Source organism: Testudinibacter sp. P17/SS/0325 (assembly GCF_053570765.1).
Map to the genome: position 1 here is coordinate 962,034 of NZ_CM131635.1, position 16,014 is coordinate 978,047.

A 16,014-nucleotide genomic window follows, 5' to 3' on the forward strand; every position below is an offset into this window, starting at 1 on the left:
TTATCTATTCTTAATTATTTTAACATATCATGATTATTTTAGGAGGTTGAAGCATGGCTCAACAACACGCGCCGTCTTCACGTGAAACATTCTCCGGTCGTCGCGCTTTTATTATTGCGGCGATTGGTTCTGCTGTCGGATTGGGAAACATTTGGCGTTTTCCGTATATCACTTATGAAAACGGCGGCGGTGCATTTATTATTCCTTATGTGGTGGCATTGCTGACCGCCGGGATTCCGTTATTGTTTTTGGATTACGCTATCGGGCATAAATACCGTGGCGCAGCCCCGTTGTCGTTCCGTCGTATGACCAAAAGTTTAGAAACGTTTGGTTGGTGGCAGGTAATGATTAATATCATTATCGGCACTTACTATGCGGTGGTGCTGGGTTGGGCGGCGATGTACACCTACTACTCTTTCACCGGCGCTTGGGGTACGAATCACGCGGATTTCTTTTTTAAAGAAGTGTTGCAAATGGCGGATGCCGGCGTGAGTCTTGATTTTGTCGGCACGGTAACCGGACCACTGATTGCGGTGTGGTTGGTCTGTTTGGGGATCTTAGCGCTCGGCGTAAAAAAAGGGATCGGCAAATCTGCCGCGATAATTATGCCGTTGTTGGTGGTGATGTTCTTTGTTTTAGTGGGAACATCATTAACGTTAGACGGTGCGGCGAAAGGCTTAAATGCGCTATTCACGCCGGACTGGTCTAAATTATATGATCCGAAAGTGTGGATTGCGGCTTACAGCCAAATCTTCTTTTCATTATCCATTTGTTTCGGGATTATGATTACCTATGCGTCATACCTCAAACCAAAAACGGATTTGAGCGGCTCGGGCTTGGTGGTTGGTTTTGCCAACAGCTCGTTTGAAGTGTTGGCCGGTATCGGCGTATTTGCGGCGTTGGGCTTTATCGCAACTGCAAACAACCAACAAGTATCGGAAGTGGCGACATCGGGCATTGGTTTAGCCTTTATCGCTTTCCCTGCGATTATTGATAAAGCGGGCTGGATTATCGGCGTGCTGTTCTTCGGTTCATTGACCTTTGCCGCCTTGACCTCGTTAATTTCCGTGTTAGAAGTGATTATCGCGGCGGTGCAAGATAAGCTGCAAGCGCGCCGCGCCAAAGCTGTGTTTATCGTCGGTGTGCCAATGATGTTGGCATCGGTGTTGTTATTCGGCACGACAACCGGCTTACCGATGTTGGATGTGTTCGATAACTTCGTTAATAAATTTGGTATCGTAGCGGTGGCATTGTTCTCGATTCAAGCGATTGTTTTAACCAACAACTTACCGCAACTGCGTGAACACATTAACCGTGTTTCTTCGTTCCAACTGGGTAAATGGTGGGAAATCGTAGTCGGCGTAGTTACGCCGGTGGTGCTGTCGTACATGTTATTAAGCGAAGTCAGCGATGTGTTGAAAAACGGCTACGGCGGCTATCCGACATGGTTTGTAAATACCTTCGGTTGGGGCATGGCGATTGGCTTGATTGTAGTTTCCCATATTCTGTCTAAATTGGCGTGGAAACACGAAACCATTGATTTTACAAAAGGACATAAAAAATGAGTATCAGTGCAATTATCATGATGACCGTTGCCCTCGTGATTATTTGGGGCGGATTAGTGATTTCGATTAAACGCTTACCGAAAGAATAAGCCATATTTTTAACAATCCAACCGCACTTTTGCTGAATAAAACCACAAAAGTGCGGTTTTTCGTTTAAAAAAGCGCCGCTCGGAAATTTTTTGCAAAAAAGTGAAAAAAAGCTCTTGCAAAGAATCGCTGAATGTCTATAATGCGCACCTCACAACGACGCAGTGTGCTGTTTGAAGCCGGCGGTTGTGACTGTTCTTTAACAATATATCAGACAATCTGTGTGGGCACTTGTGCAAGGCATTGGTAATTTAAAGATTTAAAAAAACTAAAGTCTTAATGAGTGCTGATAGTAAATTCATAATTGAAACTTTTGTGGTTTCAATATTATAGTCAGAGATTCGTTGAGCGATTGAACTTGAATTGAAGAGTTTGATCATGGCTCAGATTGAACGCTGGCGGCAGGCTTAACACATGCAAGTCGAGCGGTAACGGGGAGTAGCTTGCTACTTTGCCGACGAGCGGCGGACGGGTGAGTAATGCTTGGGAATCTGGCTTATGGAGGGGGATAACTACGGGAAACTGTAGCTAATACCGCGTAATATCGAGAGATTAAAGGGTGGGACTTTCGGGTCACCCGCCATAAGATGAGCCCAAGTGAGATTAGGTAGTTGGTGAGGTAAAGGCTCACCAAGCCGTCGATCTCTAACTGGTCTGAGAGGATGACCAGTCACACTGGGACTGAGACACGGCCCAGACTCCTACGGGAGGCAGCAGTGGGGAATATTGCGCAATGGGGGGAACCCTGACGCAGCCATGCCGCGTGAATGAAGAAGGCCTTCGGGTTGTAAAGTTCTTTCGGTGATGAGGAAGGTGTTTTGTTTAATAGACAGAGCAATTGACGTTAGTCACAGAAGAAGCACCGGCTAACTCCGTGCCAGCAGCCGCGGTAATACGGAGGGTGCGAGCGTTAATCGGAATAACTGGGCGTAAAGGGCACGCAGGCGGATAGATAAGTGAGATGTGAAATCCCCGAGCTTAACTTGGGAACAGCATTTCATACTGTTTATCTAGAGTTTTGTAGAGAGGGGTAGAATTCCACGTGTAGCGGTGAAATGCGTAGAGATGTGGAGGAATACCGGAGGCGAAGGCGGCCCCTTGGACAAAGACTGACGCTCATGTGCGAAAGCGTGGGGAGCAAACAGGATTAGATACCCTGGTAGTCCACGCTGTAAACGATGTCGATTTGGGGGTTGCCTGTATGGGTGGCTCTCGAAGCTAACGCGTTAAATCGACCGCCTGGGGAGTACGGCCGCAAGGTTAAAACTCAAATGAATTGACGGGGGCCCGCACAAGCGGTGGAGCATGTGGTTTAATTCGATGCAACGCGAAGAACCTTACCTACTCTTGACATCCTAAGAAGAGCTCAGAGATGAGCTTGTGCCTTCGGGAACTTAGAGACAGGTGCTGCATGGCTGTCGTCAGCTCGTGTTGTGAAATGTTGGGTTAAGTCCCGCAACGAGCGCAACCCTTATCCTTTGTTGCCAGCATGTAAAGATGGGAACTCAAAGGAGACTGCCGGTGACAAACCGGAGGAAGGTGGGGATGACGTCAAGTCATCATGGCCCTTACGAGTAGGGCTACACACGTGCTACAATGGCGTATACAGAGGGAGGCGAGAGTGCGAGCTTAAGCGAATCTCTTAAAGTGCGTCGTAGTCCGGATTGGAGTCTGCAACTCGACTCCATGAAGTCGGAATCGCTAGTAATCGCAAATCAGAATGTTGCGGTGAATACGTTCCCGGGCCTTGTACACACCGCCCGTCACACCATGGGAGTGGGTTGTACCAGAAGTAGATAGCTTAACCGAAAGGGGGGCGTTTACCACGGTATGATTCATGACTGGGGTGAAGTCGTAACAAGGTAACCGTAGGGGAACCTGCGGTTGGATCACCTCCTTATATATGACTGATGATTTTGTATAGGTGTTCACACAGATTGTTTGATAGAAAAGAAGACAGACCGTATAGAGAGATAGGCTTGTAGCTCAGGTGGTTAGAGCGCACCCCTGATAAGGGTGAGGTCGGTGGTTCAAGTCCACTCAGGCCTACCAATTCTACTTATTCTGCACCGCTTTGAGGGTTGCGATACTCATATGCTCGCGCATACTGCGTTTCTCACCTCAAATCGCTTTTGAATAAGCGAATTGGCTTTTAGCTTCATCATCTTGAATATCTGCGATGCCCATGTGCTGTTCGCACACTGCGCTTCTCGATTTCAACCTGATATCGCTAAATACGGGAAAAGAAAGGGGCTATAGCTCAGCTGGGAGAGCGCCTGCTTTGCACGCAGGAGGTCAGCGGTTCGATCCCGCTTAGCTCCACCACGCTTTAACTTGTCACAACGAGGTCAGTAATGACTGAAGTATCGGTGATAAGGGTTTATTGATTAATAGTGAGTTTTCTTAGCCAACGCTTTATGAGGGATTAAAAAACCTAAAGTGCGGTTAAGAGGATTGAGTATTGGTTGAAAAACCGATTTGTTCTTTAAAAATTTGGACACAAGCTAAAAACTGAAGAGAACTCAAGCGTTCGAAAGGACGTAAGAGCTGAGTATTCGAAAATCGAGCAATCGAGAATCGAATTGGGCTTGTTTGGTGAGAAAAGGCACTGAGCAGGTCAGCGTAGGGAAACTTACGCACGAGTCAATGGAAGACGGCTTTGGGAATGGAAAGCGGACTGAACGAAACGGGCACGAAAGTGGTTAGTTGAAATGAAAGTGCGGTATAAAAATTCTTGAGGTTGTATGGTTAAGTGACGAAGCGTGCAGGGTGGATGCCTAGGCAGTCAGAGGCGAAGAAGGACGTGCTAATCTGCGAAAAGCGTGGAGGAGTTGATAAGAAGCGCTATCACTCCACGATATCCGAATGGGGAAACCCAGTAGATGAAGAATCTACTATTGTTAACTGAATCCATAGGTTAACAAGGCGAACCGGGAGAACTGAAACATCTCAGTACCCCGAGGAAAAGAAATCAATTGAGATTCCGTAAGTAGCGGCGAGCGAACACGGAGAAGCCGTTAGTGATAGTAAGTGAGTTAGGAGAATGAGTTGGGAAGCTCAATCGCAGAGGGTGATAATCCCGTATCCGAAGGCACAGTTACGGTACTAAGCTAACAGCAAGTAGGGCGGGACACGAGAAATCCTGTTTGAAGATGGGGGGACCATCCTCCAAGGCTAAATACTCCTGACTGACCGATAGTGAACCAGTACCGTGAGGGAAAGGCGAAAAGAACCCTGGTGAAGGGAGTGAAATAGAACCTGAAACCCTGTACGTACAAGCAGTGGGAGCCCCCCACTTAAGCCTATTGAAGGATAGGATAAAACAACCGCACTTGATGGTTAACAACTTGCGCAGCAAGTTGGTCAACAATAAAAAATCAAGCAGTGGGCTTAAGGGGGGGTGACTGCGTACCTTTTGTATAATGGGTCAGCGACTTATATTGTGTAGCGAGGTTAACCGAATAGGGGAGCCGAAGGGAAACCGAGTCTTAACTGGGCGAAGAGTTGCACGATATAGACCCGAAACCCGGTGATCTAGCCATGGGCAGGTTGAAGGTTGGGTAACACTAACTGGAGGACCGAACCGACTACTGTTGAAAAAGTAGCGGATGACTTGTGGCTGGGGGTGAAAGGCCAATCAAACCGGGAGATAGCTGGTTCTCCCCGAAATCTATTTAGGTAGAGCCTTAGACGAATACCTTCGGGGGTAGAGCACTGTTTCGGCTAGGGGGTCATCCCGACTTACCAACCCGATGCAAACTGCGAATACCGAAGAGTAATATCTAGGAGACACACGGCGGGTGCTAACGTTCGTCGTGAAGAGGGAAACAACCCAGACCGCCAGCTAAGGTCCCAAAGTCTATGTTAAGTGGGAAACGAAGTGGGAAGGCTTAGACAGCTAGGATGTTGGCTTAGAAGCAGCCATCATTTAAAGAAAGCGTAATAGCTCACTAGTCGAGTCGGCCTGCGCGGAAGATGTAACGGGGCTAAAACATAGCACCGAAGCTGCGGCATTCAGATGACAGATTTCAGATGTCAGGAGACAGTATGGCAATCAAGTTTGAAGATTTGAAGGTGTTTCAACGCGCTTATAAAGTGTCGTTGGAAATTCATCAAGCGAGCTTGGATTTTCCTAAGATAGAGCAATATGCGTTAGGAGACCAAGTTAGACGGGCAAGCAAAAGCATTTGTGCAAATTTAGCCGAAGGTTTTGCAAGGCAACGTACTAAAGCGGATTTAAATCGATTTCTTAGCATGGCAATAGGCAGTGCTGATGAAATGCGAGTTTGGTTAAGATACTGTTATGACTTGAAATATGTAGATGAACAAGATTGGCAAAGATGGCGTAATGAATACGAAGAAATTGCGAAGATGTTACAAGGTTTTGGTAAAACACCGAAACCTGACGTCTGAAATCTGTCATCTGATTGGGTAGGGGAGCGTTGTGTAAGCGGAAGAAGGTGGCTCGAGAGGGCTGCTGGACGTATCACAAGTGCGAATGCTGACATAAGTAACGATAAAGGGGGTGAAAAACCCCCTCGCCGGAAGACCAAGGGTTCCTGTCCAACGTTAATCGGGGCAGGGTGAGTCGGCCCCTAAGGCGAGGCTGAAGAGCGTAGTCGATGGGAAACGGGTTAATATTCCCGTACTTGTGATAAGAGCGATGTGGGGACGGAGCAGGTTAGGTTATCCGGGTGACGGAAGTCCCGGTCCAAGCGTGTAGGATGGATGATTAGGCAAATCCGGTCATTTATATCAGAGGCGTGACGGGGAGACTCCACGGAGTCGAAGTAACCGATACCACACTTCCAGGAAAAGCCGCTAAGCTTATCTTATCATAAACCGTACTGAAAACCGACACAGGTGGTCAGGTAGAGAATACTCAGGCGCTTGAGAGAACTCGGGTGAAGGAACTAGGCAAAATAGCACCGTAACTTCGGGAGAAGGTGCGCTGACGGTAATTGAAGTCCTTAACGGATAGAGGTGAAGTCAGTCGAAGTGACCAGCTGGCTGCAACTGTTTATTAAAAACACAGCACTCTGCAAACACGAAAGTGGACGTATAGGGTGTGACGCCTGCCCGGTGCTGGAAGGTTAATTGATGATGTGAGAGCATTTGATCGAAGCCCCAGTAAACGGCGGCCGTAACTATAACGGTCCTAAGGTAGCGAAATTCCTTGTCGGGTAAGTTCCGACCTGCACGAATGGCGTAATGATGGCCAGGCTGTCTCCACCCGAGACTCAGTGAAATTGAAATCGCCGTGAAGATGCGGTGTACCCGCGGCTAGACGGAAAGACCCCGTGAACCTTTACTATAGCTTGACACTGAACATTGAATTTTGATGTGTAGGATAGGTGGGAGACAGAGAAGTATTAACGCCAGTTAATATGGAGTCGTTGTTGAAATACCACCCTTTAAGGTTTGATGTTCTAACACAGACTGCGGCACGCGGTCGTGGACAGTGTCTGGTGGGTAGTTTGACTGGGGCGGTCTCCTCCCAAAGCGTAACGGAGGAGTACGAAGGTTTGCTAATCACGGTCGGACATCGTGAGGTTAGTACAATGGTATAAGCAAGCTTGACTGCGAGACGGACATGTCGAGCAGGTGCGAAAGCAGGTCATAGTGATCCGGTGGTTCTGAATGGAAGGGCCATCGCTCAACGGATAAAAGGTACTCCGGGGATAACAGGCTGATACCGCCCAAGAGTTCATATCGACGGCGGTGTTTGGCACCTCGATGTCGGCTCATCACATCCTGGGGCTGAAGTAGGTCCCAAGGGTATGGCTGTTCGCCATTTAAAGTGGTACGCGAGCTGGGTTTAGAACGTCGTGAGACAGTTCGGTCCCTATCTGCCGTGGGCGTTGGAAAATTGAAAGGGGCTGCTCCTAGTACGAGAGGACCGGAGTGGACGCACCGCTGGTGTTCCCGTTGTTTCGCCAGAAGCATTGCGGGGTAGCTATGTGCGGGAGAGATAAGTGCTGAAAGCATCTAAGCACGAAACTTGCCTTGAGATGAGTTTTCCCACACTTAGAGTGTGTAAGGGTTGTTTAAGACGAAGACGTAGATAGGCGGGGTGTGTAAGTGTAGTGATACATTGAGCTAACCCGTACTAATTGCCCGAGAGGCTTAACCATACAACGCTCAAGGGTTTTACCCAAAAGCCGAGAGAAAGTTGTAAGAAAAGACAAGAGACGAAAGAGCGAAGTCAGAAGCTCGAGTAGGGCTCGAGGAGTTTGAATCAGATTAGCTTGTGACCGAATAGGAATAACAGCGAAAGAAACGCTGAAAGAATAAAAAATAGAGAACAAAACAAAGTAAGAAGAAACAAAGACAATCAAGCCGAATTATTCCGGCGGCGATAGTGCGGTAGCACCACCTGATTCCATGCCGAACTCAGAAGTGAAATGCCGTAACGCCGATGGTAGTGTGGGGTCTCCCCATGTGAGAGTAGGACACCGCCGGATATTATTGAATAGAACAAAAGCCCTTTGCAGTCATGCGAAGGGCTTTTTTGCGTTTGGGCGGAAAAAGCCTGAGGCAAGAAGGCTAAGCAATACGAAGAAATACCCGTGCGGTTTGCAGTGAAGTTCAATGAGAAAAGTATGGCAACAGGCTGAATTTTGGTAATAATCAGCCTGAAAGTGGTTATCAAACGCCGTATTGTTGACGATATGCCTGCATTGCGGGTAGGTATTGTTGATAGTTCGGATTGGTTTGTAAGAACTGCAACAGATCGTCGAAATTGATAATCGATAGCACGCGACAACCATAATCCCGTTCCACTTCTTGAATGGCGGAGAGTTCGGCTTGTCCGCGTTCTTGGCGGTTTAATGCAATCATTACCGCACTTAATTGCGCCTGATTAGCGGCGATCAGCCGCATTGATTCGCGAATCGCCGTGCCGGCGGTAATCACATCATCGACCAGCAGCACCTTGCCTTGTAACGGGCTGCCGATTAAATTGCCGCCTTCGCCGTGATCTTTGGCTTCTTTGCGATTAAAACAGACGGCTTTATCGACAGCAAAGCGGCTTGCCAACGCCACGGATACCGTTGTCGCAATCGGAATACCTTTGTATGCCGGTCCGAAAATCACATCGTAATCCAATTGCGCCGCTTGAATGGCGGCGGCATAAAACTCGCCTAGGCGCGCCAGATCGTTACCGGTGCTGAACAAGCCCGCATTAAAAAAATAGGGGCTGATACGCCCTGATTTTAAGGTGAATTCACCGAATTTCAAGACATTGCGGCTGAGGGCGAATTCGATAAATTGTTGTTTGTAATCCTGCATAAAGAGACCTTACCGATAAATTAGTGATCATTTAATGCCGCACGCTGTACCGCAAAAATCTGCTCAATACCGCCTTTCGCCAAATCCAGCAACCGTAATAACTCTTCATGGCTGAACGGCTCGCCTTCTGCCGTGCCCTGCACTTCAATCATGCGCCCGTCTTCTGCCATCACGACATTCATATCGGTTTCGGCGGCGGAATCTTCCGCATATTCCAAATCGCAGACCGCATTTCCCTCGACAATGCCGACCGAAATCGCCGCAACCAAGCCTTTAATCGGGTTGGTTTTTAAATCGCCATTGGCGAGTAAGGTATTGACCGCATCAATCACCGCCACGCATGCTCCGCTGATCGCCGCGGTGCGCGTGCCGCCGTCGGCTTGAATTACATCGCAATCGACGGTAATGGTGCGTTCGCCGAGTGCGGTCAAATCAATCATGGCGCGCAGAGAACGCCCGATCAAACGTTGAATTTCCAAAGTGCGCCCGCCTTGTTTACCACGCGCCGCTTCGCGCTGCATTCTGACATTGGTCGAGCGCGGCAACATGCCGTATTCGGCGGTGATCCAACCTTGCCCCTGCCCTTTTAAGAAACGTGGCACGCTGTTTTCCAAACTGGCGTTACACAGCACTTTAGTGTCGCCGAATTCAACCAATACCGAACCTTCGGCGTGTTTGGTATAGTGGCGGCTGATTTTAATCGGGCGGGTGGCTTGTACAGGGCGATCGTTTGGACGCATCGGTATTCTCCATAATAGATTTGAATTAAACGCCGCTATTCTAACACCAAACCGCACTTTAGACACGACAGTGCAGCAAAGAATCAGTACAATACAACCGGTTTAATCATCGAATAAAGGAAAAATTATGATTTACAGTATGACCGCTTTCGCCCGTCTGGCGCTGAAACAGGATTGGGGCAATGCCGTATGGGAAATTCGTTCTGTCAACCAACGCTATCTGGAAAATTTTTTCCGTTTGCCGGAGCAGTTTCGCGGCTTGGAAAATAATCTGCGTGAGAAGATCCGCCAACGGATTACGCGCGGAAAAGTGGAGTGCAATCTGCGTTTGGAATTAAAGCAGCAAACCGCACTTGAGCTGCAATTGAATCAGCCGTTAGCGCAGCAGGTGCTGAAATCGCTGCAATGGCTGAAACAGCAAACCGGTGAAGGGGAAATCAATTTAACCGATGTATTGCGTTATCCGGGCGTGGTTGAAACGCCGGAGCAAGATTTGGATCAAATCGCGCAAGATCTGCTAAACGGCTTTGATCAACTGCTTGATGAATTTGTCGCCATGCGCGGACGTGAAGGGCAGAAATTGCAAGAGATTATCCAACAACGGCTTGAGGCGATCAACGTTGAAGCGGACAAAGTGCGGTCGCAAATGCCGAAAATTCTGCAATGGCAACGGGACAAACTGCAACAACGTTTTGATGAAATTCAACTGCAAGCCGATCCGCAACGTTTAGAACAGGAAATGGTATTGTTGGCGCAACGGGTCGATGTGGCGGAAGAGTTGGATCGCCTGCAAATGCACGTGAAAGAAACGACTTCGATTTTGAAAAAAGGCGGTGCTGTCGGGCGTAAACTGGATTTTATGATGCAGGAATTGAATCGAGAATCCAACACCCTTGCCTCAAAATCGATCAATGCGGATATCACCAATTCGGCGGTGGAATTAAAAGTGTTGATTGAACAAATGCGTGAACAAATTCAGAATTTGGAATAAGGTTGGCAAAGTGCGGTTATGTTCTTTAACGCATAACCGCAGTTATATTTACTCCCGCACGCAGCCTTTGACAATCACCTCGCCCAAGCTGTTGCTCAAGACCGCACTTTCGCTTTTTTCCCACCAGTTCCATTGGATATTGGCGTAACGTTTACCGCTGTCGGACACTATCGGTTGTAAGTGTTGGCTAACGCCTTTAAACGTCAATTGAATTGACGGATTTTTTGAGTGTTGTTGAATTGCCAAGGCATTTAATACAACCACTTTAATCTCGGTTTCATTGGCGCAGTGATAAATATACGTCACATTTTGGCTTGGCAAGGTTTTATTGGAAACGCTAGACGCAGAGGTGCTTTGTTGAATCGGTTGTAATGTCTGTGGTGCGGCATTCATATATTGACAAGCAGACAGAAACAACAGAGTTGTGCTGAATAGAAGCGGTTTTAGCATAGGATCTTCTCTTGTAAATATAAAATCGAAAACGAAAAGCGCCATGATCAAGGGATCATGGCGCTCCAGACTTATGGCTTGTAACTGTAACTGCCGTCACTGTTACGGCTAAAGGAAGCGCCGTTTTGTAAGGTTAGGCGGTTGACCCGTCCTTGCGAATTCAGTTGAATAGTGACTTTATCACCCGGTTTGAAACGACTTAACGCTTTTTCACCGCCGTTGGTTTTGGTCATGGCGTTGACGTCGGCAATATTCAGATTATTGTTGCGGAACACCTGCATTAAGCTGACGCCTTGCGGAATGGTCAATGTGCGGCTGCTCGTGCTTTCTGTTGCGGCGGCAGTGTTGTTTGTTTTTGCCGATGCAGTGGTTTTTGGCGCGCTGGTCGCTTTGCTGGTTTCCGCTTTTTTCACCGGTTCTTTTGCTACGCCGGCGGTATTACGCGTTGGTGTTGCCGTTGCTTTTTTTGCCGGTTGTGCTACTTGCGCCGCTTGTGTTGCGGATTGAGCGGTTTCAGTTTGTGCGCTTTGAGTTTGTTGCGCTAAAGCAGTTGCCGCGGCGCTATTGGCTGTGCTGTCAGAAGGTGTCGGGACACCGCTGTCACTTTGCCCGGCAGTATTATTTGGCAATAGGACATTCGCTTCGGCATTTTGCTCTAGCGGCTGATTGACAACGTCCTCTTCCGATTGGTTCAACGGTTGGAATTCAATCGGTAACGAATTGGCATTTTGCGCCTGCAATGCATCGACGGTGGTGGTGGAACTTGGCTTCAGCCAAAAGAAAATCAACAGCACTAAGATTAATGCCAACAACGCGATAAATAGACGGCGGTGTTTAGCCGGCAAACGGTTGAGCAGTTCCCAAGTTTCCGGTTTTTTCAAGCGTTGGCTTAACGGTTCGCGTTTTGCGCTGCCTGCATTGAGATTGGCGGTTTCCGCTGCGGTTTCACTGATGGTTTCAACATTCGCTTCCATGTTTGCGGCTTGTGTCGGTTGTTGTGGATTCGTCGGGTTCACGCTTTCCTCCTTGTGTTCACGTTTTGGTAACAGCCCTTTGGCTTTATCCAAAAATGAAGGTTTTTCTTCAATCGGTTTTTTTGGAGTGATTGGCTCCATGTTGCTAAATTCAAATTTTAATTGGTTTTGTTTTTCATGAGACGATACGTCGTTATCGCCGGTTTTCTGCGGATTGTCAGAAGTCACACTGCACCTCAAATGTAAAAATACGTTTTTATCAATAAAAATATTTGTCTATTCTAAAGGAATTAGACAAAAGAAAAACAGTTTTTGCTGGAATTATTCTGAATTTTTATCAAAATTTGCCCCAAATAGGGTTTTATTCGGCTCGCCGGCAATTTCACGCGCCAACTTCGGCACCAGATAACCGGAGCTGATTTTTTGCAGCTCGCGATAAATTGCCAATGCTTGTTCGTCGTCCAAATAAAAATGCGCCGCCCCTTGCACCTTATCCAGCAAATGCAAGTAATAAGGCAAAATGCCTGCGTCAAATAGTTTGTCGCTTAACTGTTTTAGCACTTGCGCATTGTCGTTCACTCCTTTTAGCAGCACAGCTTGGTTCAACAACATCACATTTGCCGCTTTTAGGCGCTCCAAATGGTCGATTAAAGTGCGGTCAATTTCATTCGGATGATTGATATGGGTGACCAACACTTTGTGCAAGCGCGACTGCGACAAACGTTGGCAAAGTGCGGTGGTAATCCGTTGCGGAATCACCACCGGCAAACGCGTATGAATACGTAGCGTTTTTACATGGGCAATTTGTTCAAGTGCGGTCAGCAACCAGGCTAACTCATGATCTTTCGCCATCAGCGGATCGCCGCCGGAAAAAATCACTTCGTCGATTTCAGGGTGGGCGGCGATATAGTCAAGTGCGGTCTGCCAGTTCTGTTTATTGCCTTTGTTGTCTTGATACGGAAAATGGCGGCGGAAGCAGTAGCGGCAATTCACCGCACAGCCGCCTTTCACCATCAACAACACGCGATTATGGTATTTATGCAACAAACCCGGCACCGCACTTTGCTGCTCTTGCAGCGGATCAGGGCTAAAACCCTCTGCCGCTAAAAATTCTTGTTGCGCAGTCATCACCTGTAAAAATAACGGATCGTGCGGATTGCCTTTTTCCATTTTGTCGATAAACGGTTGCGGCACGCGCAACGGAAACAGTTTGCGCGCGGCAAAATCCTGTTCAGACCGCACTTGGCTTAAATTGAGCTGTTGCAGTAATTTTTCCGGGTCGCTGGTGGCATGAGCAAGATAATCGAGCCAATCGTCGCTTTGCTGAATTGGCACTTCTCTAAAGTGGGTGTTTTGCGGTATCATATGCGAGTTTTATTAAAATTTTATCTGATCTTGTCTTAAGATCGGGCTTTTTTCAAGTAATGAGGACATTATGGCAACCTATTCTACCAGTGATTTCAAACCGGGTCTTAAATTTATGCAAGACGGCGAACCTTGCGTGATCGTCGAAAACGAATTCGTGAAACCGGGCAAAGGTCAGGCGTTCACCCGTACCCGTATCCGTAAATTGATCTCCGGCAAAGTGTTGGATGTGAACTTCAAATCCGGCACGACGGTTGAAGCGGCGGATGTGATGGATACCAACCTGACTTTCTTATACAAAGACGAAGATTTCTGGCATTTCATGAACAACGAAACCTTCGAGCAATTGTCTGCCGATGCCAAAGCCGTGGGCGACAACGACAAATGGCTGTTGGATCAAGCGGAATGTATCGTCACCTTATGGAACGGCGCGCCGATTTCCGTGACCCCGCCAAACTTTGTTGAGTTGGAAATCGTGGATACCGATCCGGGGCTGAAAGGCGACACCGCCGGAACCGGCGGCAAACCGGCAACCTTAAGCACCGGCGCCGTGGTGAAAGTGCCATTGTTCGTGCAAATCGGCGAAGTGATCCGCGTGGATACCCGTTCCGGCGAATACGTTTCTCGCGTAAAATAATCGATTGTTTTAAAACTGAAAACCGAGCAAATGCTCGGTTTTTGTTATCTCGCCTTTTCTAACACCATAAAACGGCAGGCGTAAGCGTTTTTCTCATCGGCAGGTGCGATTTCTTCCTCGGCGATCTTCCATTGGTCTAAGTCAATCTCAGGAAAAAAGGTATCGCCTTCAAGAGCGGTTTGAATCTCGGTTAGATAGAGCTTATCGGCTAACGGTAAACTTTGTTTAAACAACTCGCCGCCGCCGATAATCATCACTTCTTCTGCCGTTGTACACAAACCAAGTGCGGTTGGCAGGCTGTCCGCCCATGTTACATTTTCATGCACAAACGGCTGGCGCGACAGCACAATATTGCTGCGGTTCGGCAACGGACGACCAATCGACTCAAAGGTTTTGCGCCCCATTATCACCGGCTTGTTCAAGGTGTTGCGTTTGAACCACGCTAAATCGCGCGGCAAATGCCACGGCATTTGATTATCTTTGCCGATAACGCGGTTTCGGGTGAAGGCGACAATCAGACTGATTTGCATGAGGGAGATCCTATCATTAAATAACCGGGCGTTGGCGGTAAAACAATAAGCCGGGCAATGCCAAGCCAAACGCCAGTGCCCCGAGAATAAAACCGGATTTAACAAAATTATCGACGGCTTGTTGGAACAGTGCTTCAGAATAGCCGATATGGTGGATTTGCACAACGGCGATCATCGCTTTATAGGCAAATACGCCCGGAATCATCGGAATAATCGCCGCCACCGTGAACACTTTCGGATGGGCGAGATAGCGCTGCGACAAATATACGCCGATAAACCCGATTAAGGCGGCGGCGAAAAAAGTGGCGAAAAGCAACGGCATATCGATGGTGATTAATAACAGTTTGCGAAAACCATGTCCCAGTGCGCCCAATAACGCACAATATTTCAGCGCATTTTGCGGCACGTTGAACAACAAGGCGAAACCGACCGCCGGAATGGCGGCGAAAAACATATCGTCGATTAAGCGGAGTAGCAAATCCATATCAAATGCCCCACTGGTTGATATTGAACAAACTTAAGGCAAATACGATGCCGATACAGGCGCCGAAGGTCAGCACCGTGGCTAATGCCCAACGTCCGATTCCCATATTGGTATAACCTTTCAAAATATCGGACAGGGCGTTAATGAACGGGAAACCCGGCACAAGCAGCAAGACGCTCGAGGCAATTGCAATTTGCGGATCGTTACCCAAGCCGAAACGTAATGATAAACCGGAAATACCGGTCGCAACAAAGGCAGTGGCGGCAAATACGATCATCGGATTGTAATGCTGGCCGGCTAATTGCTGGCGCACGAACATCGCGGCGCAGGACGCCAAAAAGGTGATCAGGCAAATTAACGCGTCGCCGCCGGCAAGGTGGGCAAATGAAGCACAAGAAAGACCGACCATCAAGAGCACATAATAACGGTTATATTTTAACGGCTTGATGTTATACAGTTTTTTTCGCACGACGGCACTGTCATAAATGTGGTGTTCCGCCGCAATCACAATATGTTGCACTTCGGTCACCACATGCATATTAATCCCGCGATCCTGATTTCGGCGCGCGGTGGTAATACAGTGCCCTTGATGTAAGGTGGTTAGCACCACCGCGTTGGCGGTCAGCGCCACTTCGACACTTTCTACTCCCAGCGCTTTGCCGAGGCGGGTGGCGATTTGGCAGACTAAGGTGCTTTCCGCTCCGTGTTGCAATAACAAAAGTGCGGTATGCACGCAAAGCCGGGTGATTTCTTGCTGTGCCGCTTGGCTGAGGGCGGCGTTTTTTATCGCCATAATCTCTCCGAATAATCGTCGCTAAAAGCAATTTTATTACATGATTTTTATACCGATTAATGGTAACGTAATCGCCACTTTGTTATTTATTTTAGATCAAGAATTATG

At 48.0% G+C, this 16,014-nt stretch carries 12 protein-coding genes, 2 tRNA genes and 3 rRNA genes; 9 read left to right on the forward strand and 8 right to left on the reverse strand.

Translation table 11 applies throughout. From position 1 onward, the window contains the following. The first annotated feature begins 53 nt into the window (after nt 1-53). The 7 genes from ACWA50_RS04565 (at nt 54) to rrf (ending at nt 8,116) form a co-directional block, all read left to right on the forward strand. Nucleotides 54-1,565: a sodium-dependent transporter gene (locus ACWA50_RS04565; protein WP_431054132.1), complete on the forward strand. Its 1,512-nt coding sequence runs from the start codon at nt 54-56 to the stop codon at nt 1,563-1,565. Beyond that, nucleotides 1,562-1,654: a methionine/alanine import family NSS transporter small subunit gene (locus ACWA50_RS04570; protein ID WP_431054133.1), complete on the forward strand. Its 93-nt coding sequence runs from the start codon at nt 1,562-1,564 to the stop codon at nt 1,652-1,654. Before ACWA50_RS04565 ends, ACWA50_RS04570 begins: the two co-directional genes overlap by 4 nt. Before the next feature lie 358 nt (nt 1,655-2,012). Beyond that, nucleotides 2,013-3,552 (forward strand): 16S ribosomal RNA (locus ACWA50_RS04575). A gap of 75 nt (nt 3,553-3,627) precedes the next feature. Then, a tRNA-Ile gene (locus tag ACWA50_RS04580) sits at nt 3,628-3,704 on the forward strand. Between the two features lie 197 nt (nt 3,705-3,901). Then, nucleotides 3,902-3,977: transfer RNA gene (locus tag ACWA50_RS04585), tRNA-Ala, on the forward strand. 421 nt (nt 3,978-4,398) lie between these two features. Next, nucleotides 4,399-7,786, forward strand: a 23S ribosomal RNA gene (locus ACWA50_RS04590). A gap of 214 nt (nt 7,787-8,000) precedes the next feature. Continuing rightward, nucleotides 8,001-8,116 (forward strand): 5S ribosomal RNA (gene rrf, locus ACWA50_RS04595). Together the 16S, 23S and 5S rRNA genes with 2 tRNA genes alongside form the textbook arrangement of a ribosomal RNA operon. A gap of 184 nt (nt 8,117-8,300) precedes the next feature. Here rrf and pyrE read toward each other — a convergent pair. Together pyrE and rph are read right to left on the reverse strand one after the other, a co-directional pair. Further along, on the reverse strand, nt 8,301-8,942 hold the full coding sequence (pyrE, locus tag ACWA50_RS04600; protein ID WP_431054134.1) for an orotate phosphoribosyltransferase: 642 nt from the start codon (nt 8,940-8,942) through the stop codon (nt 8,301-8,303). Between the two features lie 20 nt (nt 8,943-8,962). After that, nucleotides 8,963-9,682: a ribonuclease PH gene (rph, locus tag ACWA50_RS04605; RefSeq protein WP_431054135.1), complete on the reverse strand. Its 720-nt coding sequence runs from the start codon at nt 9,680-9,682 to the stop codon at nt 8,963-8,965. Nucleotides 9,683-9,809: 127 nt separating this feature from the next. Here rph and ACWA50_RS04610 point away from each other — a divergent pair, with 127 nt between their 5' ends. Next, the gene (locus tag ACWA50_RS04610; RefSeq protein ID WP_431054136.1) at nt 9,810-10,673 is read left to right on the forward strand and encodes a YicC/YloC family endoribonuclease; all 864 of its coding nucleotides are present in this window, start codon (nt 9,810-9,812) and stop codon (nt 10,671-10,673) included. A gap of 48 nt (nt 10,674-10,721) precedes the next feature. Here ACWA50_RS04610 and ACWA50_RS04615 read toward each other — a convergent pair whose 3' ends face one another. From ACWA50_RS04615 to epmB, 3 genes are all read right to left on the reverse strand, one after another. Beyond that, nucleotides 10,722-11,123 carry an MliC family protein gene (locus tag ACWA50_RS04615; protein ID WP_431054137.1) on the reverse strand — a complete coding sequence of 134 codons (402 nt, stop codon included), beginning with the start codon at nt 11,121-11,123 and terminating at the stop codon, nt 10,722-10,724. Nucleotides 11,124-11,194: 71 nt separating this feature from the next. Continuing rightward, nucleotides 11,195-12,325: a LysM-like peptidoglycan-binding domain-containing protein gene (locus tag ACWA50_RS04620; RefSeq protein ID WP_431054138.1), complete on the reverse strand. Its 1,131-nt coding sequence runs from the start codon at nt 12,323-12,325 to the stop codon at nt 11,195-11,197. 93 nt (nt 12,326-12,418) lie between these two features. Then, nucleotides 12,419-13,462 carry an EF-P beta-lysylation protein EpmB gene (gene epmB / locus ACWA50_RS04625; RefSeq protein WP_431054139.1) on the reverse strand — a complete coding sequence of 348 codons (1,044 nt, stop codon included), beginning with the start codon at nt 13,460-13,462 and terminating at the stop codon, nt 12,419-12,421. Nucleotides 13,463-13,532: 70 nt separating this feature from the next. On the opposite strand from epmB, the gene efp reads away from it, so the two are divergent. Beyond that, nucleotides 13,533-14,099 carry an elongation factor P gene (gene efp, locus ACWA50_RS04630; RefSeq protein WP_431054140.1) on the forward strand — a complete coding sequence of 189 codons (567 nt, stop codon included), beginning with the start codon at nt 13,533-13,535 and terminating at the stop codon, nt 14,097-14,099. A gap of 44 nt (nt 14,100-14,143) precedes the next feature. On the opposite strand, the gene folA is transcribed toward efp, so the two are convergent. The 3 genes from folA to ACWA50_RS04645 are packed head-to-tail and all read right to left on the reverse strand — an operon-like array spanning nt 14,144 to nt 15,906. After that, a complete protein-coding gene (folA, locus tag ACWA50_RS04635; RefSeq protein ID WP_431054141.1) occupies nt 14,144-14,629 on the reverse strand; it encodes a type 3 dihydrofolate reductase in 486 nt (161 codons plus the stop codon). Nucleotides 14,630-14,645: 16 nt separating this feature from the next. After that, entirely contained in the window at nt 14,646-15,113 is a 468-nt protein-coding gene (locus ACWA50_RS04640) for a threonine/serine exporter family protein (protein ID WP_431054142.1), read from the reverse strand. 1 nt (nt 15,114) lies between these two features. After that, nucleotides 15,115-15,906, reverse strand: a complete 792-nt coding sequence (locus ACWA50_RS04645; RefSeq protein ID WP_431054143.1) for a threonine/serine exporter family protein — start codon at nt 15,904-15,906, stop codon at nt 15,115-15,117. Between the last annotated feature and the right edge of the window lie 108 nt (nt 15,907-16,014).